At 62.7% G+C, this 24,143-nt stretch carries 22 protein-coding genes; 13 read left to right on the top strand and 9 right to left on the bottom strand.

The window, feature by feature from the left end:
- Positions 1 to 6 precede the first annotated feature (6 nt).
- Entirely contained in the window at positions 7 to 3,204 is a 3,198-nt protein-coding gene (locus RMR13_RS05585; protein ID WP_310599651.1) for a hypothetical protein, read from the top strand.
- A gap of 53 nt (positions 3,205 to 3,257) precedes the next feature.
- Here the strand turns inward: RMR13_RS05585 and RMR13_RS05580 are convergent, their stop codons facing one another.
- Together RMR13_RS05580 and RMR13_RS05575 are read right to left on the bottom strand one after the other, a co-directional pair.
- Positions 3,258 to 4,403, bottom strand: a complete 1,146-nt coding sequence (locus RMR13_RS05580) for a glycosyltransferase family 4 protein (RefSeq protein ID WP_310599650.1) — start codon at positions 4,401 to 4,403, stop codon at positions 3,258 to 3,260.
- Positions 4,400 to 5,230, bottom strand: coding sequence for a nitroreductase family protein (locus tag RMR13_RS05575; RefSeq protein WP_310599649.1), 831 nt, complete (start codon positions 5,228 to 5,230; stop codon positions 4,400 to 4,402). The genes RMR13_RS05580 and RMR13_RS05575 overlap by 4 nt, the downstream gene beginning before the upstream one ends.
- 80 nt (positions 5,231 to 5,310) lie before the next feature.
- On the opposite strand from RMR13_RS05575, the gene RMR13_RS05570 reads away from it, so the two are divergent.
- Positions 5,311 to 5,784, top strand: a complete 474-nt coding sequence (locus RMR13_RS05570) for a hypothetical protein (protein ID WP_310599648.1) — start codon at positions 5,311 to 5,313, stop codon at positions 5,782 to 5,784.
- On the opposite strand, the gene RMR13_RS05565 is transcribed toward RMR13_RS05570, so the two are convergent.
- The gene (locus RMR13_RS05565; protein ID WP_310599647.1) at positions 5,781 to 6,350 is read right to left on the bottom strand and encodes a flavodoxin family protein; all 570 of its coding nucleotides are present in this window, start codon (positions 6,348 to 6,350) and stop codon (positions 5,781 to 5,783) included. The two genes, RMR13_RS05570 and RMR13_RS05565, sit on opposite strands and share 4 nt — an antisense overlap.
- Positions 6,351 to 6,569: 219 nt before the next feature.
- On the opposite strand from RMR13_RS05565, the gene RMR13_RS05560 reads away from it, so the two are divergent.
- Entirely contained in the window at positions 6,570 to 7,463 is an 894-nt protein-coding gene (locus tag RMR13_RS05560) for a hydroxymethylglutaryl-CoA lyase (RefSeq protein WP_310599646.1), read from the top strand.
- Positions 7,464 to 7,469: 6 nt separating this feature from the next.
- Here RMR13_RS05560 and RMR13_RS05555 read toward each other — a convergent pair whose 3' ends face one another.
- Positions 7,470 to 7,982, bottom strand: coding sequence for a PaaI family thioesterase (locus RMR13_RS05555; protein WP_310599645.1), 513 nt, complete (start codon positions 7,980 to 7,982; stop codon positions 7,470 to 7,472).
- A 38-nt stretch (positions 7,983 to 8,020) separates the two neighbouring features.
- A complete protein-coding gene (locus RMR13_RS05550; RefSeq protein WP_310599644.1) occupies positions 8,021 to 8,872 on the bottom strand; it encodes a class I SAM-dependent methyltransferase in 852 nt (283 codons plus the stop codon).
- Between the two features lie 197 nt (positions 8,873 to 9,069).
- On the opposite strand from RMR13_RS05550, the gene RMR13_RS05545 reads away from it, so the two are divergent.
- The 6 genes from RMR13_RS05545 (at position 9,070) to RMR13_RS05520 (ending at position 14,821) form a co-directional block, all read left to right on the top strand.
- On the top strand, positions 9,070 to 9,555 hold the full coding sequence (locus RMR13_RS05545) for an Rrf2 family transcriptional regulator (RefSeq protein WP_310599643.1): 486 nt from the start codon (positions 9,070 to 9,072) through the stop codon (positions 9,553 to 9,555).
- On the top strand, positions 9,552 to 9,818 hold the full coding sequence (locus RMR13_RS05540; protein WP_309413187.1) for a DUF4492 domain-containing protein: 267 nt from the start codon (positions 9,552 to 9,554) through the stop codon (positions 9,816 to 9,818). The genes RMR13_RS05545 and RMR13_RS05540 overlap by 4 nt, the downstream gene beginning before the upstream one ends.
- 2 nt (positions 9,819 to 9,820) lie before the next feature.
- Positions 9,821 to 11,359: a cytochrome ubiquinol oxidase subunit I gene (locus RMR13_RS05535; protein WP_310599642.1), complete on the top strand. Its 1,539-nt coding sequence runs from the start codon at positions 9,821 to 9,823 to the stop codon at positions 11,357 to 11,359.
- Position 11,360: 1 nt separating this feature from the next.
- A complete protein-coding gene (locus RMR13_RS05530) occupies positions 11,361 to 12,512 on the top strand; it encodes a cytochrome d ubiquinol oxidase subunit II (protein ID WP_310599641.1) in 1,152 nt (383 codons plus the stop codon).
- A gap of 487 nt (positions 12,513 to 12,999) precedes the next feature.
- On the top strand, positions 13,000 to 14,394 hold the full coding sequence (locus RMR13_RS05525; RefSeq protein ID WP_310599640.1) for a TolC family protein: 1,395 nt from the start codon (positions 13,000 to 13,002) through the stop codon (positions 14,392 to 14,394).
- 1 nt (position 14,395) lies between these two features.
- On the top strand, positions 14,396 to 14,821 hold the full coding sequence (locus tag RMR13_RS05520) for an acyl-CoA thioesterase (protein ID WP_310599639.1): 426 nt from the start codon (positions 14,396 to 14,398) through the stop codon (positions 14,819 to 14,821).
- Between the two features lie 7 nt (positions 14,822 to 14,828).
- Here the strand turns inward: RMR13_RS05520 and RMR13_RS05515 are convergent, their stop codons facing one another.
- From RMR13_RS05515 to RMR13_RS05500, 4 genes are all read right to left on the bottom strand, one after another.
- Entirely contained in the window at positions 14,829 to 15,326 is a 498-nt protein-coding gene (locus tag RMR13_RS05515; protein ID WP_310599638.1) for a TlpA disulfide reductase family protein, read from the bottom strand.
- Positions 15,327 to 15,378: 52 nt separating this feature from the next.
- Positions 15,379 to 16,080 carry a cytochrome c biogenesis protein CcdA gene (locus RMR13_RS05510; protein ID WP_310599637.1) on the bottom strand — a complete coding sequence of 234 codons (702 nt, stop codon included), beginning with the start codon at positions 16,078 to 16,080 and terminating at the stop codon, positions 15,379 to 15,381.
- A gap of 99 nt (positions 16,081 to 16,179) precedes the next feature.
- Positions 16,180 to 17,808, bottom strand: coding sequence for a hydantoinase/oxoprolinase family protein (locus RMR13_RS05505; protein ID WP_310599636.1), 1,629 nt, complete (start codon positions 17,806 to 17,808; stop codon positions 16,180 to 16,182).
- A gap of 183 nt (positions 17,809 to 17,991) precedes the next feature.
- The gene (locus RMR13_RS05500; RefSeq protein WP_310599635.1) at positions 17,992 to 19,170 is read right to left on the bottom strand and encodes a phospholipase D-like domain-containing protein; all 1,179 of its coding nucleotides are present in this window, start codon (positions 19,168 to 19,170) and stop codon (positions 17,992 to 17,994) included.
- Between the two features lie 206 nt (positions 19,171 to 19,376).
- On the opposite strand from RMR13_RS05500, the gene RMR13_RS05495 reads away from it, so the two are divergent.
- From RMR13_RS05495 to rfbD, 4 genes are all read left to right on the top strand, one after another.
- Complete coding sequence (locus tag RMR13_RS05495) at positions 19,377 to 19,667, top strand: GNAT family N-acetyltransferase (protein WP_310599634.1); 291 nt, start codon at positions 19,377 to 19,379, stop codon at positions 19,665 to 19,667.
- A 413-nt stretch (positions 19,668 to 20,080) separates the two neighbouring features.
- Entirely contained in the window at positions 20,081 to 22,066 is a 1,986-nt protein-coding gene (locus RMR13_RS05490) for a nucleoside-diphosphate sugar epimerase/dehydratase (RefSeq protein WP_310599633.1), read from the top strand.
- 114 nt (positions 22,067 to 22,180) lie between these two features.
- Positions 22,181 to 23,242, top strand: coding sequence for a dTDP-glucose 4,6-dehydratase (gene rfbB, locus RMR13_RS05485; protein ID WP_409070265.1), 1,062 nt, complete (start codon positions 22,181 to 22,183; stop codon positions 23,240 to 23,242).
- 2 nt (positions 23,243 to 23,244) lie between these two features.
- Positions 23,245 to 24,141 carry a dTDP-4-dehydrorhamnose reductase gene (gene rfbD, locus RMR13_RS05480; protein ID WP_310599632.1) on the top strand — a complete coding sequence of 299 codons (897 nt, stop codon included), beginning with the start codon at positions 23,245 to 23,247 and terminating at the stop codon, positions 24,139 to 24,141.
- Positions 24,142 to 24,143 lie beyond the last annotated feature (2 nt).

Here is a 24,143-nt window from a genome sequence, read left to right as displayed (position 1 = left end):
GATCCCATGAAGCACCGGCCTTCCCGGCTTTTTTTCGACGCCAACGACTACAAACTGCTCGGCATCGTCAACGATGTGCTCAAGCGGCGCTCCCGGCCGCAGTCGGTGCGTTCGTTGATGACTCCCTACATGCACCCCCACGGCATCAAGGAGATGGCGGCCTCCAGCGGCCTGCGGATCGCCTATGCCATCGTCAGCCTGCTCGGCTCGCTGGAGGCGGGCAAGGCCCGCGACCGGATCGTAGCCTTGCGCAGCCTGCGCGACGAGGTCTTCAGCTCCTCCACCTCGTTCTACCACAAGAACACCGCCCGGGTGCTGATGCAGATCATCAAGGAGTTGGTGCGCCACGAGGGCGACGAAGTGCGGCAGCTGGAGCTGGCCCACGATTTCCGCATGGTCTACACCGGCAAGCCGCGCCGGGTGCGCAAGGAGTTGGCCAAGTACCACCTTCTGGAGATGCCCGAGGAGTGGAACCAGTTCGCCTTCGACGACCATGTGCACGACGCCAACACCAAGGGCAGGAAATCGCCCACCCACCTGCTGATGGATGCCTGGATCAAGGGCATCCGCAAGCTGACCGTGGTGTACTACAACCATGTCGAGCAGGAGGTGGTGGAGGAGCTGCTCGAGGCCGGGGAAATCCTCGACATCCACGTCCGGATCGGCATCGAGTTCTCCTCGCGCTTCCGCGACAAGTTCGTCCGTTTCATCTGGGAATTGGAGGGTTTCTTCGACCGCAGCAGCCTGCTGCAATTCCTCCGGGAAGAGGCGGTCCGGGAGATGCTCGACCGGGGACGGCTGGTTTCCCTGTACCAGCAGGGGTACGTACTCGAGGTGATCGCGGTGTTCAACGACAGCCACCGGCCGGGGCTGGACCGGGAACTGGGGGTGGAGACCCCGCCGCTGGACCGGGAGCACTTCCTCCGCTTCGTCGGCACCGGCCAACCGTCGCTGCTGCACCTGGCCAAGTTCATCCAGAACCATTACCGCATCGCACTCGAGGCCGAGGTGCAGCGGATCCACCAAACCTATCTCCAGGACAGCAGCACCCGGGAGAAGCTGCTGGAGTCCTGCTCGGGCAAGATGGCCCGGCTCGATCTCGAGAAAATCATCAACCAGTACCTCCTGCCCCTGCGCAATCCGAGCCTGCACGACCCGACCGTGCCCCACGACCAAGGACAGCCGGCGCTGCTGCACCTGGCGCCGCAGGAATTGCTGGGCCGGCTGGCCTCCATGCACTCGGGCTCGCGTTTCACCTTGAACCTGAGCAACCTGTCGATTCACGACACCCTGGAGCTGCTCTACATCTGCCAGGGGCGGATCACCCATCTCGAAGCCTTCAACCTCAAGGACGCGGGCCACGGCATGACCGCGCAGGCCTCGATCAAGGGCAGCGGCTTTGCCGGCGAGGCGGTGGATATCAGCAGCCCGGCCCAGAACTATCAGATGGTCAACGTCCTGCAGAAGGCCTTGAACGAGGATAACGTCATTGCCCTGAAACGGGCGATCCGGGCCATTATCTGGGATTTCGAGCGGTTGCGCCTGATTGTGGAAAAACGGTGCGAGGCGGGAAAAACCCAGCCGGCGCCGCCGGACAACCAGGAGGCGCTGGAGGCCGAACTGGCGGGGATGAACCAGCGGCGGGACGATTTGCTCGCCATCCTGATCAATATCGAGTCGTTCCACAGCCATTACAACAAACGCTACCTCGGCTCCCGCATCGGCTCGGGCTCGACCGGGCAGTCGCAACTGCAGCACGGCATGGGGCTGGTGGTGGTGGACACCCTGCCGCAACGGGCTCTGCGCCAGGTCATGCACGAGCACTGGGGCGGGGAGCGGCGCAAGCTCATTCCGGTCAGCGCCAGGATGATCCATCATTTCCACCGGCGCGGCGAGGCCCCGGCCTCCCTGCCCTGGTACCGGAGGCTCAGGCAGAACATGCAGGGCGGCGGCCGGGCAGGAGCCCAGTCGCGATGGAGCGACTGGAGTCTGGACCGGTTCGAGGTCCATCCCGGCGTCGACGGCAATATCGCCACCCTGGGCGGCATCCGCCGCGTGCCCGAGCTCGAGATGTATCCGGGCCGCAAGAAGAAGCAAAACAGCAGGCCGCCGCTACGCTACCTCAACTCGCATCTGTGCAACACCCTCAAAATCGTGGCGGGGTTCGTGCCGGCCTTTCTCACCTTTGCCCTGACCAAGGACTGGTGGGTGCTGGCCTATCTCGGGGCCTTCATCTGGTTCGGCATCACCGGCGCCCGCAACATCATCCAGTCGATCCTCGGTGGCGGCGGCCTCAAGCGCTCGCCCCTGCTGCCCTGGAATTCCCTGGTGAGCTGGAGCCGGATCGCCGATTCCCTCTTCTATACCGGCTTCTCGGTGCCGTTGCTGGATTACCTGGTCAAGACTTTGCTGCTGCAACAACTGCTGGGGATCACCACCTCCACCAGTCCGCTGCTGCTCTACTCGGTGATGGCCCTGGCCAACGGCATCTACATCTCCGCCCACAACACCCTGCGCGGCCTGCCGCCCAGCGCCATTGTCGGCAATTTTTTCCGCTCGATCTTCTCCATCCCCCTGGCCCTTCTCTTCAACGACACCCTGGCCGTGGCGATGCATTGGGCCATGGTGCCGCAGGTCGAGGAAGGGCTGCAGAAGTGGGCGGCGGTGATTTCCAAACTGGCCTCGGATTGCGTGGCCGCGGTGATCGAAGGCCTGGCCGACCGCCAAAACAACATTAGCATCCGCCTGGCCGATTACCGTGAGAAGCTCAGCCAGATGTTTTCGGCCTATGCCCGCCTGGACGTGCTGTTTCCGGAAGAGGATGTGCTGGACCTGCTGCAGTCGCCCAAAGCCCTGATCGCGGCCATTCACAAAGAGGCCCACGATCTGGAGCAGGTGTTCATCGTCAATGCCCTGGACCTGATGTATATCTGGATGTACCAGCCCAGGGCGCGCAAGGCCCTGCAGCAAATCGTGGCGGCGATGTCCGCCGAGGAATGGCTGATCTTCTACCGCTCCCAGCTCGTGCTCAAGCGGCAGCGCGAAATCAGCCAGGTGTTTGTCGACGGCATGGTGGGGCGGAATTTCGCCAAGGCCCTGGCCTTCTACCTCGACCGTTCCGACGCCTATCTGCTCGACATGGTGGAAATGGGCCGGTTCAGGGAGCAGTATCGGCAGAAGTACGGCCTGCCGGCCACCGCCTGACCAATGGCGTGTCGGCGCCTTTGCCGACGGCAAGTGGTTTACTTCGTGGCGGTTTACTCCGGCGACGGGGGATGGATGCCGTGACGGCCATAGGTTGCCAGCAGGATCCGCACCATGTTGCCGAGGCCGTAGCGGTCGGCGATGCACCGGTGCTGCCGCGCCATCCGCTCCGGATCCCGCCGCGGCAGCCGGGCCAGCTCCGTCAAGCCCTGGCAGGCGGCTGGAACGTCGTCGTAGTCGACCAGGCGACAGGCCTCGACCAGGCCCAGCGGTTCCATGGTCGACGGTGTCCGGCAGGCCAGCACGGGCAGCCCGTTGAGCAGGCTCTGGATCAGGGACTGGGAGACCCCTTCCGCTTCATAGGAGGAAAAGAAGCAGAGATCAAAGGCGCTGAAGAAATGTTCCGGGGCCTCCTGATGCCCGGCAAAGATCACCCGGTCCTCCACTCCCAGCTCATGGGCCATGGCCTGGAGCGCGGGCAACTCCTCCCCACCCCCCACGATTATGAACCGGTAGGGCTGCGGCATCGCCGCCGCGGTTCTGAGGATGAACCGATGGCCCTTGTAGTGTCGGAGGCAGCCGACATTGCCCACCAGGAGTTCCCGGTCGTCGATGCCGTAGCGTTGGCGCACGGCTTGCCGCTGGCCGGTCGAGAACAGGAAACGGTTTTCGTCATTGCCGGTCGAGAGCACCACTGTCTTGGCCGGCGGGATGCCGCAGGCGGCCAACTGCCCGGCAATGGCGCCGCTGCAGGTGAAGATGACCTGGGGAAAGGCATAGCTCACAGTCGACGAAACCGGAACCAGGACATGGCGGGTGCGGATGACCAGCGGCACGCGGCAGAGCCGGGCCAGGGCTCCGGCCATCCAGGAATCCTCGGACGAGTGGGTGTTGACCACCGTCGGCTTGAGCGCCTTGAAGTGCCGGAACAGCTCGCGCCACGAGCGGGGCGAGAGCTTGGCGAACGAGGCCATGGTATGGACGGGCAGCCCCTCGGCCGCCGCCCGCCTGGCCAATTCCGAGTCGGCCGGGACGATCAGGGCGACGCGGAAACCGCACTTGCGCATCTCCCGGAGTTCGGTCAGGGTCCGTATTTCCTGGCCACCCCAGACCCGGCTCGATTCGGTGTGGACGATCAGGGGAGGGAGGGATGGTGTGGAGGTCTTCATCGCATCTGCAACATCAAAGGAAAGGCTCATGTCAGCCGCACCCGGTTGATCGTCGCCTCGTCGCGCTGGACGGTCCGGTGGTATTGGACCGCGGGCCGGCCGAAGAGCAGGGCGTATCCCCTGGCATGGTCGCCGGGAATGCCCAGCCGCTGGTACAGGTCGATATCGATGATGGAAAAGGCCCAGCGGATCATGGCGTTCCACAGGGTGCCGATGCCCATGGAGGCAGCCAGCAACTCGAAGTAGCTCATGGCGATGATGGCGTCGGCGTCGGGGGTGGTGATCTCCGGCGGCACCGAGACCATGAACAGGTGGGGGGCACGGCGGAAGACGATGTCCCGCCCCTGGTCCCAGGCCGAGACCACATGACGGAAATAGCTCAGATTTTCGCCAAGCCGCCTTGTCGCTGCCGCCCGGCGCAAGCCTTCGATGGTCTCGCGGCGGAGCACCTCCATCGAGGCTGGATCGTCGACGACCGTGAACAGGCACTTGCGGTTGTTCTTGCCGGTGGGGGCGTTGGCCACGGTCGCGATCATGGCGTCGATCACCTCGGGCGCCAACGGCTCCGGCAGAAACCGGCGGACCGACCTCCGCCCCTTGATCAACGCCGTCATCTGGGCGCTGTCGGGCAGGGTCTGCGGCAGGGGCAGGGAATCCTCCGGCCTGCGGCCCAGGATCGACAGGGCGCCGGTCGGGCAGACCGCCAGGCAATGCTGGCAGCGGATGCAATGGTGTTCCCGCTTGAGGTTGAGCGCCGGATAATCCGGAGCCATTTCGATGACATGGAAGGGGCAGTCGTCGATGCAGGCCCCGCATTGAATGCAGAGTTCCCGGTCGATGATGAAGTGCAAATCCATCGTGTTCCTCATGGTGCGATAATGGCCGCGGCAGATAATCCGGTACGGTTGAAAAGCGTGGGGAAGAGAGGCCGCAGGCTGTGATCGTCCGACAACTGCAGGCGCTGCGAGGCGGAGTGGCCGATACCTCGACCCTGATTTATCTCGAACGGCTGGCGTTGCTGCCGCTGGCGCTCGATGCCTTCGATCTGCTGCTCATTCCTCAGGTGATCGCCGAATACGGCCTGCGCCTGGCAAGGGCCATTGTAGTCCCCGCCTCCGGTACCGGGCCGACCGACCAACTGATCTGCGGCACCGCCCAGGCGCTCGCCCGGCCGGTCCTGTCCGAGGACAGACAGGTGCTGCGGTATGCCTGCCGGCTCGATCTCGACCACTACAACACCCTGATGCTCGTCCTCGCCCTGTGCGCCCAACGATATCTCCCGCTGGCAAGCTATCCCGCGCACCGGCAGAGCTTGTGCGTCTTTGCCCGGTACGGCGCCAAGGTGCTGGCCGTGGGCGACGCCGTCTATCGGGAACTGCTGGCGCAAACCGGCAACCGCAAAACCGCTTAGCCGGCCCGCACCAGCTCCCGAGCCAGGGTCGCGGCGGCCCGGAGATGGGCGTCGATGTCGGTATTCGGCTGCAGGCGCAGCCCGCCGGCGACCAGGGGCCTGACTTCGAAGCCGTAGAGTTCCAAGTTGCGGACATAGCGGCCGACCACATCGTTGTGCGCCCCGGCCGCTTGGACATGGGTCAGGACGAGCACCGCCACCTTGTTGGGCGGCAGGCGGGTGCCTGCCTCGTCCTCAGGGGCATCGGTGCGGATCAACGACCACATCCGGTCGAAGAACGACTTGAACTGGCCGCAGGTGTCGCCGAAATAGATTGGGGCCGAAAAGACAACGATATCGGCCTGATACAGGTGGTCGAGGGCCGGGGTGGCCTCGTCCAGCAGCACGCAGCGGTCCGCCCGGGTATGGCACCCTTCGCACCCCTGGCATCCCCGGTATTGCATGGTGTTGAGGGCATAGTCCGTGACCGTGGCGCCATAGGTGGCGGCGGTTTCGGCAAAGGCGCGGGCAATGCGAGCGCTGGTCCCGTTTTTTCTCGGGCTGCCGAGGATGTTGACGATGTTCATGGCCCTTGGGTGGCGGAGGTTGCCGCGAATGCGGAGCGTTGCGGCCGGCATTGTACGAATATGACCGCTCTTTTGCCAGGGAAATATCGACGGGTTCGGCCGCGTGCCCGGTATGGGCGCGGGGAAACGCTAATCTCTTCGCTTCTTGCGCCTTGACATGCTATGATCGAAACCCGGCTGCAGAGGGAGTGCTAAGCGTTTTTTCATAGAGGATGGACGATGCGGGTTGTGTTGCAGGAAGAGGCCTTGGGCGATGGATTGCAGGGGGAGAGCCGGCTGTTCGGGCTGGCGGAAAAGCTGGAGATCGTTCGCCTGCTGGCCGCGGCCGGAGTCCGGCGGCTGCAGCTGGGCAGTTTCGTCAACCCCCGCTCGGTGCCGCAGGTGGCCAACACCGATGTCCTGGTCTCGCTGGTGCGCCGGCAATATCCGGATATCCAGTGCACGGCCCAGGTGCACAACGAGAAGGGGGTGGAGCGGGCGCTCCGCAGCGGCCTCGAGCACCTTGCGGTGATCGTGCCGGTTTCGGAAAGCGACAGCCGCAAGCACGACGGCAGGTCCATGGCCGAGGTGATGAAGGCCGCCACCCAACTGATCGCGGCCGCCACCGCCGAAGGGATCGACATCCGCGCCGGGCTCAGGTGCGCCTTCGGTTGCATTTACGAAGGCGGGATACCCGAAACCGTGGTTCTGGACACGGTCGGGCAACTGGTGGACGCCGGCGCCGGCGAGATCAATCTGGCCGATACCGCCGGCATGGCTCATCCTCACCAGGTGAAGCATCTGGCCGCCAAGGTACGCGAACGGTACCCCGAGACCGAACTGTCGCTGCACCTCCACGACACCCGCGGCCTGGGGCTGGTCAACCTGTATGCCGGCTTCGAGGCCGGCGTGCGGGGATTCGACGTGGCGGTGGGCGGTCTCGGCGGCTGCCCCTTCATCGAGGGCGCGGCCGGCAATGTCGCCACCGAGGACGCGGTCCATCTCTTCGAGGGCATGGGGGTGGCGACCGGCTTGGACCTGGGCGGGCTGTGTCGGGCGGCCGAGGCCATCGAAACCCTGCTCGAACGGCGGCTGCCGGGCCGGATCTGCCGGGCGCAGCACACCCCGGAATAAGGCGCGTCAGGCGCCTTCGCGCTGCTGGAGGATCGGCGCAAACCGCTTCATGTAATCGGCGCTCATCACCCCCAGCCGGACCGCCGCCTGCGCCGACAAGGCCGCAAAGGTGCCCTCGGCCCTGGCGCAGAGCACCTGCTCCCCGTTGTAAATTTCACCGCTCACCGTGATCTGCCGGTCGGAGATCGTCTCGGCGATGGCGCCGACCGCGGTCAGTCGGTCTTCCACCTGGACCGGTTTCCTGAATTCCACGGTCATCGACTTGGTCACCCCGATCTTTCCCAGCAGGTAGATGACCGACCAGCCCATGATTTCATCGAGAATCGTCGAGAGAATGCCGCCGTGCACGGTCCGGTCCCAGCCGGCCATTGCCGGGGGCACGCTGACGAAGGAATAAAGGCGTTGATTGTCGGTGTGGAAGGCCATGTGCAGCCCCACGGGGTTGCTGGTGCCGCAGCCGAAGCAGGTTTGTCCTTCCAGATTGACGATCGGTTTCAGGTCGGTGCGATTGACGGGCATCTTGGCGGTTCTCCTCATTGCGGGACAGATGGCGGTCTTCAAACCCAGGCCGTCATGAAGTGGGCGAGTCGGCCGGCGCGCAGACCGTCGGCCCGGTTGCGGAAATAACGGGCATCCAGGGCTTCGGGGGACAGATCCTTGATGCGGCCGAAACCCAGTTGCCGCAGGTGGTCGGCCAGACGGGCGGGAACGAAAAAGCTTCGGAGCGGCTCGCCGGCGGCGGCGACCCGCACTGCCAATCCGTTCAAGGCGGTCCGGGCCAGGGGGGACATCAGCTCCGGGTCGATTACGTAGTCGAAAACGATGCCGCTGCCGGCCGGCAGGACGGCCACGGTGCGCAGGGTGGCGTCGATGGCGTCGGCGGTCAGGTACATGACCACGCCCAGCCAGGAAAAAAAGGCGGGCCGGGCAGGGTCGAATCCGGCCAGGCGCAACCCCTCCGCCAGGGTTTGGCGCTCGAAATCCGCCGGGACAAAGGTGCAGTGTTCCGGCACCGCAATGCCGGCCAGGTGCAGTCGTTGCCGCTTCCATTCCTGGGTGGCGGGGTGGTCGACCTCGAACACCCGCAGGTTGTCGCTGCCGACCGCGGCATGGCGGCAGGCAAAGGTGTCGAGCCCGGCTCCGAGCACCACGTATTGGTCAATGCCCCGCAACCGCGCTTCTTGGAGCGTGTCTTCGGCGTGGCGACTGCGCAGGGCCAGGGCGGTCCGGAGCACCCGGTCCAGCGGGGTGTCGTCCAGCCAGCTCCGGCCGTGGCCGGCGTCGGCATCCAGGCCCAGGACGCGCAGGGCCAGCGGGTCGTCGAAGATCCTGGGATGGTCGAGCACCTGGTGGGCGGCGCGGCGGACGGCGACCCGCAGGGCCGTTATGCTCGGGCTGTCAATCTGCATGCCTTTCCTTTATTCGAGCCGGCAAGGGAAGTCAACCCCTGCGGCGCAATCGCGAATGGACCACTCCGTGGCGGGCTCTCGGCCCGGACGCTCCATTTCCCAGCCCTGTTTTCAGGGATTGTCGGTTGACACCCCTGGTCGAATCAGATATGTAGGATAAAAATAATCTTATTTGTCTTTTTTTGCCGGACTCGATCATGCGCTTGACCCGTGCCGCCGAATATGCCATTCGTTGTATGCTTTATCTGTCGCGGCAGGGCGAGGGCGTCCTGGCCAGCCGGCAGGAAATCGCCCGGCAGGCGGATATTCCGGCCCATTTCCTGGCCAAGATCGCCCAGGATCTCGCCAAGGCGGGATTGATCGAGATTCGCCAGGGCGCGCGCGGCGGTTTTGCCCTCAGCCGGCCTCCCTCCTCCATCAGCCTGCTTGAAGTGGTGGAAACCATGATCGGCGAAATCCAGCTCAACGACTGCATCGCCCGGCCCTCGGGCTGCAAGGCCAGCTACAATTGCGCCGTGCATCGCGTCTGGTGGAAAGCCCGCGAACAGCTGCGCGCCACCCTGCGCCAGGTCAGTTTCGAGCAGCTGGCCACCGAGACCACCTGTCTGACATCTCCCCTTGAGGTTTTGCTGGAGCCGAAAAGCCTCGACCGGACCGACCCGCTCCGCAACGAGGTGCAATGACCGCCCTGAAAACCGCCCGTCCTTGGATCGTGACCCGCATCTACCGCTTCTACCGCGACGGTTTCCGCCAAATGACCGTGGGCCGCACTTTATGGAAAATAATATTTATAAAACTGTTTATCATGTTTGCGGTCTTGAAATTTTTTTTCTTTCCTGATTTCCTGGCGACTCAGTTCACCACCGATGCGCAACGGGCCGATTACGTGATCGAGCAACTGACGCGATCCGCCCCCGGCTATGTTCAACCCGTCAAAGGAGAATAACTATGATTGAAAACTTGGACCTTGGCATGGTCAATTGGGCCAGGGCGCAGTTTGCCCTGACCGCCATGTACCACTGGATTTTTGTGCCGCTCACCTTGGGCATCAGCTGGATTATCGCCTTCTACCACACCATCTACGTGCGAACCGGCAGCGAGGAATGGAAACGGCTGACCAAGTTCTGGATGAAGCTCTTCGGCATCAACTTCGCCATCGGCGTGGCCACCGGCATCATCATGGAATTCGAGTTCGGCACCAACTGGTCGAACTATTCCTGGATGGTCGGCGACATTTTCGGCGCGCCCCTGGCGATCGAGGGCATCGTCGCCTTTTTCCTCGAAGCCACCTTCTTCGCGGTGATGTTCTTCGGCTGGAACCGGGTTTCCAAGGGATTCCATCTGTTCTCCACCTGGATGGTGGCGGTGGGCTCCAACCTGTCGGCGGTGTGGATCCTGGTGGCCAACGCCTGGATGCAGTATCCGGTGGGCCAGGCGTTCAATCCCGACACCGCCCGGTTCGAGATGCAGAACTTCTTCGAGGTCGCCTTCTCGCCCTATGCGGTCAACAAATTCACCCACGCCACCAGCTCGTCCATGATGCTGGGCGCGTTTTTCGTCATCTCGATTTCCTCCTGGTACCTGCTGCACGGCCGCCATGTGCTCATGGCCAAGCGTTCGATCGTGGTCGCCGCCTCCCTGGGCTTGATCGCCTCCATCTTCACCATCTTCAACGGCGACGAGTCGGCCTATGAGATCGCCCAGGTGCAGCCGATGAAGCTGGCCGCCTTCGAAGGGCTCTACGAGGGACAGACCAATGCCGGCCTGGTGGCCTTCGGCATCATCAACCGGGACAAAAAGGTCTACGATACCCAGCCCGCCTTCACTGGTTTCAATATCCACATCCCCGGCGTGCTGTCCCTGATGGCCAACCGGTCCTTCGGCTCCTTTGTGCCGGGCATGAAGGATCTGGTCTACGGCAACGCCGAGCACAACATCTTGGGGGCGGTGCAGAAGATGGAACTCGGCAAGAAGGCGGTGGCCAGCCTCGATGCTTACCGGCAGGCCAAAAAGGCCGGCGACGAGGCCGCCGCCGAAGTGCAACTGGCCGCGTTCAACGAGAACAAGGCCCATCTCGGCTACGGCTATCTGAACAAGCCCGAGGAGGCGGTGCCGCCCGTGGCCCTGTCCTTCAACGCCTTCCACGTCATGATCTTCCTGGGCACCCTGTTCCCGCTGATTTTCATCGGCTATCTCTACTTCTCCTACAAAAAAACCTTGGAGCACAAGAAATGGCTCTTGGGCCTGGGCACCATCACCTATGTCCTGGGCATGATCGCCTCCCAGGCGGGATGGATCGTGGCCGAAGTGGGGCGGCAGCCCTGGTCGATCCAGGACCTGCTGCCGGTGACCATCGCCCGGACCAATCTGACCGCGGGTACGGTGCAGACCACCTTCTTTATGTTTCTTGTCCTCTTCACCCTGCTGTTGATCGCCGAGATCAGCATCATGGTCAAACAGATCAACATCGGACCGGAGGAAAACTGACATGATAGAACGTCTCGATTACGCAACCCTGCAGCACCTGTGGTGGCTGCTCTGTTCGGTGGTCGGCGCCCTGTTTTTGGCCATGACCTTTGTCCAGGGCGGCCAAAGCCTGCTGTGGCAGATGGCCAAGAATCAAACCGAAAAAGACCTGATCATCAATTCACTGGGCCGCAAGTGGGAGCTGACCTTCACCACCCTGGTGCTGTTCGGCGGCGCCCTGTTCGCCTCGTTCCCCAAGTTTTATTCCACCTCGTTCGGCGGCGCCTACTGGGTGTGGGTATTGATCCTGTTCACCTTCATCGTCCAGGCCGTGAGCTATGAATTCCGCCGGAAGCCGTGGAACATTTTCGGCAGCCTGGTGTACGAGGGGTTCCTGTTCCTCAACGGGGTGGTCGGCATTCTCCTGATCGGGGCCGCGGTCGGCACCTTTTACACCGGCTCCAACTTTCAGCTCAACGACAGCAACTTCGTCACCTGGACCCATCAGTTCCGAGGCCTGGAAGCGGCCTTGAGCCCCTCGGTCTCGTCGATCTTCAACATCGCCATGGGCCTGTTCCTGGTGTTCAACGCCCGCACCCTGGGCGCCATGTACCTGATCAACAACCTGGAATTGAGCGAGGTGCCGGAAATGGAAACCCGGCTGCGTTCCGCCTGCTGGCAGAACCTGCTGCTCTCCCTGCCGTTCTGTCTGCTGATCGTGGGGGCGCTGCTGTTCATGCGCGGCTACGGCATTGTCGATGCCAAGGGCACGATCGAGATTGTCAGCTTCAAGTACCTGCGCAATCTGCTGGCCAATCCCTGGCTGCTGGGCCTGTTGGTGGTCGGTCTGGGGCTGTTGATTACCGGCGCGTGGAAAACCGCCAAGACTTCGGAAACCCGCGGCATCTGGCTGGGCGGCATCGGCACGGTGCTGATCGGCCTGACGGTTTTGCTGCTGCCGGCCTACAACAATACCGCCTTTTATCCGTCCAAGGCCGATCTCCAGTCGAGCCTGACCATCTATAACGCCTCGTCAAGCTACTATACCTTGAAGGTGATGACCTATGTGGCCCTGGCCATCCCCTTTGTCCTGGCCTACATCGCCTATGTTTGGCGCCTGATGAACCGGGAAAAAATCAGGATCGAAGACACCGGCGACAAGGCCGCGTATTGAGATCGTACTCGTTTGTGCCGGAGGCGGCGGCATGCCTCTTCCGGGAAGTTCAATGATTCGGAGGAACCACCTATGATGCCCGTTATCTTGTCGATTGCCTGGGTGGCCGTACTGGCGGCGGCCTACCTGATCTCCATCCGGTTGCTGCGGAAACTGGAACTGTACTGAAGAGATCGCCCGCCCTGCGTGTGCCGCAACCGGCGGTTCGGGGCGCGCTTTTCAACTCCTGGCCCATGTCGGTGTCCGCCGGCATGGGCTTTTTTTCGCTCCTGCCGAACCGAGACAAGCCGGGCGGATATGCCCGATCGTCGGGGGTGCGATGCTCCGCCGTCATCTCGGGGCGTTTTTCCTGTGTCATCTGTCGGGAAAAGTGGTTTATAGTGCCGAAATGTCATGGCCGGCGGCACAACGGCCGAATCGTGAAGGCAGCAGGACGATTGGATGAGCAACGGCGAGGCGCAAGGCCGCCGCGTCACCGGAGGGAGCGATGCAACGGATATTGGTGGGAATGGTGGTTCTGATCTCTTGCCTGGAGGTCTCCGCCCGCGCAGCGGAACAGCCGGCGATTCCCGACCTGGCCAAGGTCAAGGTGCTGGATCTCAAAATCGCGCAAGCGGTCGCCCTCAGCGGAAATCCCGACATGGCGGCCGCCCAGGCGCGCATCGAACAGGCCCGGGCCAGGGTGCGGCAGGCGGCGGCGACCTGGTGGCCCAGCCTGGATGCCAGCGGGTCCGGCGTCCGGCAGCATCTCTCCGAAAACAGCTATCAGTATAATCGCGGCCTGGCCGCGTTGATCGGGGGGAAGGCGGACCAAAACACCGATGTGTACAGTTCCAGCATCCAGGCCACCTGGCTGTTGTTCGACGGTTTTTATCGCGATTTCAGGGAACGGCAGGCCCTATACGGCGAGCAGGCGGCGCAGGCGGGATTGGTGGACAGCCAGCGGATGCTGGTGACCGCGGTGGCCGAGGCCTTTCTCAATGCCCAGCTGTCCCAGACCTATATCGACATCAACCGGGCCGACGCGACCTTTTACGGCCAACAACTCGAGGATGCCCAGAACCGGTTCAAGGTCGGGGCCGGTCCCTGGGGCGACGTGCTCAACATCAGGGTCCAGGTCAATTCGGCCAAGACCAGCCTGATCCGCTCGCAGCGGGAATTCGAGGCTGCGGGCTACGGTCTGGCGGCCTTGCTGGGGCTGCCAGATGCGAGCTTTCCCTCCCACCTGCGGCTTGCGGCCCTGGACAAGGAGACCGCCCTGGTCGAGCAAAAAGAAGCTGCCGAGACCTTGATCAAGGAAGCCATCTCCATCCGGCCGGACATCCGCCAGCTGGAGATGGTGGTCAAGCAGGCCGAGGCCGGAACCGGCATGGCCAAGGCGCCTTTTTATCCTAAATTTCAGCTGGGCGGAGCCATCGAGGGCATGCGGGAGGGCGACGCACGGTTGACCAATGACGACTTCGGTAACACCGTGGGCGTGAACATGAGTTGGAACCTGTATGCCGGCGGCGCCGACAAGGCCAGGGTGGTCGAGGCCGAACAGGCCAAGCGGGAAGCGGTGTTCGCCCTGGCCGGGCTGCGCAACAACGTGGCCGCCGAGATCCGTCAGGATCTCGCGATGTTGGCCGCCTCCCAGGAACAGGTGCGCCTGCAACGGGAAACCGTCAAGTTGGTGGAGGAAAACCGCGATCTGGCCAGGAACGAGTACGAGGCGGGCGAGGCCTCGCTGGTTCGGCTCAACGAGGCGCAGCGCGATCTGGTGACGACCTACGGCCGACTGGCCCAGGCGCTGGTCGGCTATCACCTTGCCCAGCAAAGGCTATTGGCATCCACTGGACGCAATCTCGCCGGATTCGATCAGCCGGCCAAGGAGAGAAAGTGACATGGCTGCCATCGGCAGGATAGAACTGGTGGTGCCGGCCACGGCCATCGACCTCAACGGCCACGTCAACAACGTCCAGTACGTGCAGTGGATGCAGGACGCGGCCATGACGCACTCGGCCGAACTGGGCTGGCCCCAGGAGCGGTTCGCGGCCAGCGGCAGGACCTGGATCATCCGGTCGCATGCCATCGAATACCAGCATTCGGCCTACCTCGGGGAAACCATCGCCATCCTGACCTGGGTCGCGGATTTTCGCAAATTCCGCTCCCTGCGCAAGTACAAGTTCATTCGCCCAAGCGACGAGGTGGTGCTGGCCAGCGCCGAAACCCTGTTCATTTTCTGCGACCTGCCCACCGGTAAGCCGGTGACCATTCCCCCCGAGGTCCGGGACGCCTACCCGGTGATCGACCCGGCCGACGAGCCGTAACCTTTCCTTATTCCCCCATCAGCGTGGCAAAGTTGGCCTCGGAGATATTCGGGGTGGTGAAATTGCGGAAGCGGATGATGCCGTGTTTGTCGGCGACGACAATCGTCGGTACCCCCTGAACCTGATATTTTTGGGCCACGGTGCTGGTGCCGTCGAAATAGGTGGGGTAGGTCATGCCGGTCTTGCGGACAAAGGCTGAGGCGCGCTCGATCGAATCGTTGTAGCCGATGTTCACCGCCACAAACTCCATGCCCCGTGCCCGGTATTTTTCGGCCAACTGGTTGATCTTGGGCACCTCGGACCAGCAGTTCGGACACCAGGAGGCCCAGAAGACGAGAAACACCGGCTTGTTGCCGATGACTGACTGCAAATCGTAGGGCTGGCCGTTGAGATCGATCCCCTTGAACGGGATCAGGGGCTGGCCGATTTGTGCCGCCGCCATGGCAGGGAGAGGCAGGAGCAGGAGCATCAGGAGCAGGAGGCAGTTTTTTGCGAGATAGCGCATGGAATATGTCCGGAAGTTCGAGGTGGGCTGGAAAAAAGGGCAGTGAAGTATCTTAAAAGAGGAAGAAGGAACCGGCCTTGACAAAGAAATACTGGGCAATGAGCAGCATAAGAATGCCCATGGCCTTTTTGATCAGGACCATCCACGGCCCGGAGCGGGGCAGGGAGGAGAGGAAGCTGGAAAAGGTGCCCACACCCAAAAGGAGCGCGCCCATGCCCAGGGAAAAGACGAACAGCAGCAGGCCGCCCGCGGCCAGGCTGTTGGAGGTGGCGGTATAGGCCAGCAGGCTGCCCAGGACCGGCGTGGTGCAGGGGCCGGCCGCCAGGGCCGAGGCGACGCCGGCCAGGAATATGCCGGTCAGGCCCAGGCGGGCGGAGGAAAACCGGCTGGCAAAGGCCGGCATCGGTAGGGCGTCCAGCATGGTCAGCCCGAAAAGGAGGAAGACGTTGCCGACCGCCAGAAAGGTCCAGGGGCTGCTGTTGATGGTCCCGAAAAAGCGGCCGGTGGCAGCGGCAAAGACCCCGAGGGCGGCATAGGTGAGCGCCATGCCGGCCACGTACAGCAGAGACAGGAAAAACCCCCGCCATCTGGAACCGCCGACGTTGGCGTGGCCGATGACGCCGGCGGTGATGGGAATCATCGGATAGATGCAGGGGGTCAGGCTGGCGAGCACTCCCCCAAGAAAGGCGATGATCAACGATACGAGCAGCGAGGACTGCAAATAGGTATCGAATTGACTGAGCAGGACATCCATACGATTTACTCCCCGAATATCTGATATTCCTTCTCAAGGATAACCAGGATGCGGCAGATGTAAAGGAGAAAGGTTGGCGCGGCCGAGCCCTGTCGTTCTTTAGCCGCGCATGGCGATCAGGGCGGCGCCCACCGCGTTGCCCACTTCGCAGTATTCGGGAAAGGCGACCGTGGTCCCCAGCCGTCTGGCCACCCCGGGAAGAAAACACCGGGCCGCCGCGCCGATTCCGATAAGCGGCAATTTTACGGCAAAATGCATGGAGAACAGGTCGTTGTCCCGTCGGTTGAGCAGGGCGGCGCTGGGGCTGTCCTTCCAGACTGTCCGGGCCAGATAGGTGAGAAGGATGGTTTCGATGGCCTGCTCGGTTTCGGCCACGACCTGGCGGCAGAAGGCCTCGGCGGTCGTTCCCAGTTGGGCGGCCAGAACCTCGGCTCCGCTTCTGCTCGCCGCTGCCTGGCCGATATCGAGCAGGCCCAGGCCGTGCAGGGCGTCGGTGGGAGTGAAGCCCGCCAGCACGACCCGTTGGAGAAACATCAACCGTTCCAGCTTCTTTTCCAGGAGGATGCCGCCCGTTCCGGTTTGCGCCGCAAGGATGCTGGGCGGAGTCGGTCCGTGCTGCGCCAGGTAGCCGAGCACCTCGTCTTCGCGTACCAACTCCGGGGCCAGGCCGTCGACCGGCAGGACCAGGTGGGTATCGGTTTCCCGGCTCAGCCAGCGGCACGGATCGGGCAGATCCGGGGTCATGGCCAGGGGCTGGACCCTGGTGCCGCCCAGGGCGATGCGGCCGTCTTGGTGGACAATGACATGGCTGTCTCCACCGGCGCCGGCGGTGTACATGTCCACCGCTTCGACATGGGTCCGCCATTCGCCGATGACGCAACCCTCGCGGTTGAGCAACGGCTCGCCGTCCTTGATCAGGCAGACATCGGTGGTGGTGCCGCCGACATCGACCACCAGGGCCGAGTCGAAACCGCCGGCCGCGCCGAAGCGGGCGGTGGCCGCCGGGCCGCTGGCCATGGTGATCGCCGCCTGGTCGGCGATCCGGTCCAGATCTTCGCCGCGGCCGTTGCCGCAGATGATCGTGACCGGACAATCGAGTCCTGCCGTCAGCATGGAACGCTGGATCGAGGCGAGGAAGTCGGCCATCAGGGGCATGAGCCTGGCATGGAGACAGGCGGTGGCCGAGCGTTCGAGCATGCCCGGATGGCCGGAGACCAGGTGGGAACAGAAGACCGGCTTGGGATCGATCAGGCGGATGGCCTCGCGGGCCACCAGTTCGTGGGCGGGATTTTTGATGGACATGGCCCCGCAGACCGCATAGCTGTCCACCTCTTTGGCCAGCATCGGCAGGGTGTCGACCAGTCCTTCGAGGTCCAGGGGTTCGTCCTCCTCGCCGGTGATGGTGTGGCCGCCCTTGAGGAAGATGTTGGCCACCACCGGCAGCTTGAAGTGGCGGACCGGACCGAACACGAACAGGCCGACCCTGGCGCCCTGCCCCTCGACCACCGCGTTGGTGGCCAAGGTGGTGGAGACGGCCAGGCTGGCCACCTCGCGCGCCTGGACGGATTGCCGCAGCAGGCCCTGCAGAGCCCGGCCGACGCCGAGGCTGAGGTCGTGGGGAGTGGTCCGTTCCTTGCGCCAGTCGACCACCCGGCCGGAAGCGAGGTCCAAGAGAACGGCGTCGGTGTAGGTGCCGCCGGTGTCGATGCCAATGCAGTAGGTTGTCATGATGCGTGCGTCGTGCGGGCGATGTCGGAATTATGCGACGATAAGTTGTCGGGTACCAAGCGGGTTCAACGAAGGGTACAGCCTCAGGGGAGGCAAAAGGTTGATGGATACCACCGGACGGAGCCAAAAGCAAGCCTTGCATGGGATGAGCAAGCCTGCGGTTTCCGGGCGCGGTCGTTTGCGTCAGAGGAAGCGGCTCAAGGGCGTCAGTAGCCATTCCAGGAATCGTTCCAGCGGGGTGGCGTGCATGTGGTCGATCAGGGACAGGCGTTTGGACAGCCCCAACTCCTCGTCGAACAGGGCCTTCATTGCAAGGCCGAAGGCGTGGTTGTCGACGATGATGTTGATCTCGAAATTACGGTGAAAACTGCGAAAATCGAGGTTGGCCGAGCCCAGCGTCACCCATTGGTCGTCAATGAGCATCACCTTGGCGTGGAGAATGGTTCCCTGGCGGGCGTAGACCTCCACCCCGGCGGCCATCAGTGGCTTGAGATAGGCCCGGCTCAGCATTTGCACGATGGGCACGTCGCTGATCGAAGGCAGGATCATCCGTACCTGGACACCGCGCTTGACGGCCCGCAACAGGGAGCGGACCACCCGCGGGCCGGGAAGGAAATAGGGGGTGATGATCCGGGCGCAGCGGGTGGCACCGGCCACGGCCAGGCGGAAGGTATTGCGAATCAGGGGCCGGTTGCGGTGGGGAGAACCGTTGATGATGATCACGTCGGCCTCGCCTTGGGGCAAGGGCGGGGTGAGGCTCTGCCCCGGAACGCCGCCACCGCCCTCCTGGGACCAGGTTTGGCGGAACAGCCGCTGCAATTCTCCGGCCGCCGGCCCGTCGAGGCGGAGGCCGACGTCGCGCCAATGCTCGTAACTGTCGCCGTAGCCGGCATATTCGTCGCCGATGTTGAGCCCGCCGAGAAAGGCGGTGGTACCGTCGATGACGACCATCTTGCGGTGATCGCGGAGATCGAGCCAATGCAGCCGGGAAAAGGCGGGTTTATTGAACGGCAAACAGCGCACACCAGCCGCCTGCAGCCGTTGAAAATACGAGGAAGGGGTGTCGAAACAGCCGATGGCGTCATAAATTAAAGAGACCTCGACCCCGCGCGCGGCCGCTTGCCGAAGGGCATGGGCAAAGGCCTGGCCGGTTTCGTCGGCCTTGACGATGTAGAATTCGGCGCAGATGGCGGTGGTGGCTTCGGCCATGGCCTGGAATAGGGCGGGGAAAAAATCCCCCCCGTGCGGCAGGAGGGCGACCTGATTATGGTGAAAACGGACGGCATCGGGACTCGCCTTGAGGTGAGAGAGGCGCCCGAAGAGGCGAAAGCGTTTTTTGGCGGTGCGTCTTGGAGGTCGCATGGGGTCGGTCACCGTTTGGGCGGAAAGGGCGGCTTGCGGGCGTTTCCGGTGATGGCGCCACTGTATCATGGATTGGGCGGAAGAGAAACCCGAGCAACCCTCGATTATGCCGTTTCATCACGATTGCCCGGCAACGGCGTCGGGCCGTTCGATCGGGGCAACAACACCGGGTTGGGTACAAGGAAGCAACGACAGGAGGCAACAACATGGAAAACGAACCGAAAAAAAACGAGCTGATGAAGCGCTTCGAGCTGCACATCGAAGGAAAAACCGCGGTGCTGGACTACGTGGAACAGGGCGATGGCGCCCTGGCTTTTACCCATACCTTCGTGCCGCCGGAGCTGCGGGGCAGGAACGTGGCCGCGATCCTGACCCGTTTCGCGCTGGAGGATGCCCGCCGCCAGGGGAAAAAGGTGGTGCCGCAGTGTTCCTATGTGGCCACTTTCATGGAGCGGAACAGGGAATACGCCGATCTGCGGGCGAACTCGCCGTTTTAGACGAATTGCGGCAAGTGGCGCAGGTGATACCGTTCGATTTTGGCAGTGGTCAGGTGCAGGTTCGTCTTGATTGCATACGTATTTTTTGATACAAACGGACGCCGTTGTCCGTATATCATCCCGACCCGGGCGGATAATGGGGCGAAAACCAGGCTACGACAGGCGCTTTGCGGGCCGAAGGACCGGTCCGTGTGCATCATGCCGCTATCTTGGCGCGAACATTGTCGGTTTTACCTGTTTTATGGGTTGAAATTTATCCCCTTTATTGGGATATAAGCAGGGCAAAGTTGATCCTTGGGGAAAATGCGCCGGATGGATTGCGTCCACCCGGCGGATTCTGTTTTTGAAGATGTTTTGAGGATGAAGAGTACTCGAACCGATTGCCCTGTTGATCAAGGGGCGGGGGAGCAGCCGTGTTGAGCAAAATTTCTTCGCATTGGCGGTTGCTCCGGACCTTGGCGAAGAATCCGAAATTCTGGCTGGTCCTTTGCGGCGATGCCGTCTTGGTTGTGCTGGCACACTATCTGGCCTACGCGATTCGCTTCGATTCCATGCTGCACGGCCCGGTTTTCGGCCAATTCACTGGGGTGCTGCCTCTGATCCTGGCGGTCAAGCTGCCCACGTTTTACTTGTTCGGCCTCTATCGGGGCATGTGGCGCTACACCAGCTTAAACGATATTGTCCATATCGCTTTGGCCACCGTTTTTTCTTCCGCCCTGGTCATCCTCCTGCTGTTGTTCGGTGCCCATTTTCTCGGATTCTCGCGGTCGGTCTTCATCCTGGACGGCATCTTCACCTTCGGCTGCATCTCCTGCCACAGGATGCTCATTCGCTTCGTCTGCCAACGGATGGCCAACGGTGCGGAAGGTTTCCGAACAGCCGAGCCCGTGGAACAGAAACGGTTGCTGCTGGTCGGGGCCGGAGACGCCGCCGCCCGGCTGCTGCGGGAATTGAGCGAGAACAGCCGGCTGCCGTACAAGGCAGTGGGCCTGGTCGACGACGATCCGGGCAAGACCGGCATGAAGCTGTTCAACGTTCCGGTGCTGGGCATGATCGAGGACATCGGCGAACATGCCCGCCGCGCCAGGGCCCAGGAAATCTTGATTGCCACGGTGATCATCGACAAGGCGAAGATGAGGCGGATTGTCGGGTTGTGCCAGCGGACGCAACTCCCTTTCAAGGTCCTGCCCACCATGGGGGAATTGATCAACGGCCAGGTATCGATCCGCACCATCCGCGACATCTCCTTCAAGGATCTGCTTGGCCGCGAGGAGGTCAGGCTGGAGCAGGACAGGATCGGCCGGTACCTGACCGGCAAGACGGTGCTGATCACTGGGGCGGGCGGCTCGATCGGTTCCGAGTTGTGCCGGCAGCTTCTCCGTTTTTCCCCGGCATTGATCGTCCTCTTCGATGCCAGCGAGGAAAATCTCTACAATGTGCAGATGGAATTGCGCCACGAACACGAGGAAGTCCGGAGCGTCGCCATTTTAGGCAAAGTCCAGGATCTGCGCCTGCTGAATGCGGTGTTTCGGCAGCACCGACCCGCGGTGGTCTTTCACACCGCCGCCTATAAACATGTGCCCTTGGTGGAACGCAACCCCTGGCAGGCGGTCTACAACAATATCTTCGGCACCCAGCTCCTGATGGAGGCCGCCATCGTGCACGGAGCGGAGCGATTTGTCCTGGTCTCCACCGACAAGGCGGTCCGGCCGACCAATGTCATGGGGGCCTCGAAACGGGTGACCGAGCTGCTGATGCTGGCCTACAACAGCTCGTGCTGGGACGGCGCCTTCAGCCCGGCCTGGCAGAGGATGCAGGATGAGGTGCCGGCGGATATGGCACCCCTTGTGCCTTCCCGGCATGCCACCCGGTTCATGGGCGTTCGGTTCGGCAATGTGCTGGGCTCCTCCGGCTCGGTGGTGCCGCTGTTCAAGCGGCAGATCGAAAAGGGCGGGCCGGTGACGGTCACCCATCCGGAGGTGACCCGTTATTTCATGTCGGCCGAGGAGGCTGCCCAGCTCATTCTTCAGTCCGGCTCCATGGGGGAAGGCGGCGAAATTTTCATCCTCAGGATGGGAGAGCCGGTCAAGATCGCCGACATGGCCCGGGAACTGATCCGCCTGACCGGCAGGGAGCCGGACAGCGAGATCGAGATCCGTTTCGTCGGGCTGCGCGCGGGCGAGAAACTCTATGAAGAATTGATCACCGAGGGCGAGGGGATCGTCGATACCCATCACGAGAAGATCATGGTGCTCCGAGGAGAAACAATGCCCTCTTCATCGATGCTCAGCGGTCAGCTCGATCATCTGGCGGAACAGGCCCACGCCCTGGATAGCCGGGGTATCAAGGAAACCCTGCGGCGCATTGTTCCGGAATATCAACCCGATTTTACGGTCTGACCGGTAAGCCCGCAGCCGATTCTGGAGAGCGATCGCGGCGGCATCCGGCAATGTGCCGATGCCTTGATTCGTTTTTTGATGAAAAAATTCCATCACCGAAGATTTGTCTGAATCATGGCCATACTCGTTACCGGCGGCGCCGGCTTCATCGGCAGCAATTTTGTCCTCGACTGGCTTGAGCGGTCCGATGAGCCTGTCATCAACCTCGATGCCCTGACCTATGCGGGCAATCCGGAGAATCTCGCCTCACTTGCGGGCGACGACCGGCATATTTTTGTCAAGGGCGACATTGGCGATTCCGATTTGGTTGTCGACCTGCTGGCCCGGCACCGGCCGCGGGCGGTGGTGCATTTTGCCGCGGAATCCCATGTCGACCGCAGCATCCACGGGCCGGACGATTTCATTCAGACCAACATCGTGGGCACCTTCCGCCTGCTCGAGGCGGCAAGGGCCCATTGGAACGGCTTGACAGCCGGAGACCGGGAAGGCTTCCGCTTCCTGCATGTGTCGACCGACGAAGTTTACGGATCATTGACCCCCGAGGCTCCGGCCTTCGCCGAGACCAACCGGTATGAACCCAATAGCCCGTATTCCGCCAGCAAGGCGGCGAGCGACCACCTGGTGCGGGCCTATCGTCACACCTACGGTCTGCCGGTTTTGACCACCAATTGTTCCAACAACTACGGGCCGTACCAGTTCCCGGAAAAGCTGATCCCGCTGTGCATGCATCATGCCCTGGTCGGCCAGCCCCTGCCGCTTTACGGCGATGGTTTGCAGATCCGCGACTGGCTCTATGTCGGGGATCATTGCGACGCCATCCGACGGGTGCTGGCAGCCGGCTCGCCCGGAGAAGTCTACAATATCGGCGGCTGGAGCGAGAAAACCAACCGCGAGGTGGTGACCACGCTCTGCGCCATCCTGGACGAACTCCGCCCCAGGGGCGACGGCCGTCCCTATGCGGAACAGATCGTCTTTGTCCAGGACCGGCCCGGCCACGACCGGCGCTATGCCATCGATGCCGGCAAAATCGAACGGGAACTGGGCTGGCGGCCGGTGGAGACCTTTGTAACCGGCCTGCGCCGAACCGTAGGCTGGTATCTTGAGCACCAACAATGGATGCAGAACGTGACCAGCGGCGCCTATCGCCATTGGCTGGCCCAACAGTATGGGGCCTGATTGTGCGGATTCTCCTGACAGGCAAAAACGGGCAGGTCGGCTTCGAGTTGCAGCGGGCACTGGCGCCGCTCGGCACTGTGCGGGCCGTCGGCCATGCCGAGTGTGACCTGGCCGATGAACAGGCCATCCGCCGGCTGATCCGGGAATGGCGGCCGGAGATCATCGTCAACCCGGCGGCCTATACCGCGGTCGATCGCGCCGAATCGGAGCCGGAGGCGGCCTTTGCCGTCAACAGCCGGGCACCTGAAGTCATCGGCGAGGAGGCCGCTCGGCTCGACGCCCTGGTGGTGCACTATTGCACGGATTATGTGTTCGACGGTAGCAAATCCGGGGCCCATAGCGAGGCCGATATTCCCCATCCCCTGGGTATTTATGGGAAAAGCAAGGCAACGGGGACACAGGCCTTGCGCCGGCAGGTGAAAAAACATCTGGTATTCAGAACGAGTTGGGTGTTTGGCGCATATGGGAACAATTTTGCTAAGACCATCCTACGGCTGGCCGGGGAGCGCGAGGAAATCAAGGTGGTTGCCGACCAGTCCGGCGCACCCACTTCAGCCGCCTTGTTGGCGGATGTGACCGCGCAGATTCTCGGGCAGTATCGGCGATGGCCGGACCGGGAACAATTTCCCTATGGTCTGTACAATCTAGCTGCCACCGGCGAAACGACTTGGTGCGACTATGCGAAGACCGTGGTCGCCACCGCCTGGCGCGATGGCCGCGACTTGAAACTGCGGCCGGAGAACATTCTGCCGATCGCCACGGCCGAGTATCCCCTGCCGGCAGCCAGGCCGGCCAATTCCCGGCTGGCGACCGATCTGCTCCGGCACACCTTCGGCCTGCGGCTGCCGCCCTGGCAGGAAGGGCTTGGGCATGTACTGCAACAACTCCACCGGACGTGACC

Origin of the sequence: Desulfobulbus sp., from assembly GCF_031547805.1 — a bacterium.
Classification (GTDB): Bacteria; Desulfobacterota; Desulfobulbia; order Desulfobulbales; family Desulfobulbaceae; genus Desulfobulbus.
This window is presented reverse-complemented; position numbering and strand designations above follow the sequence as displayed.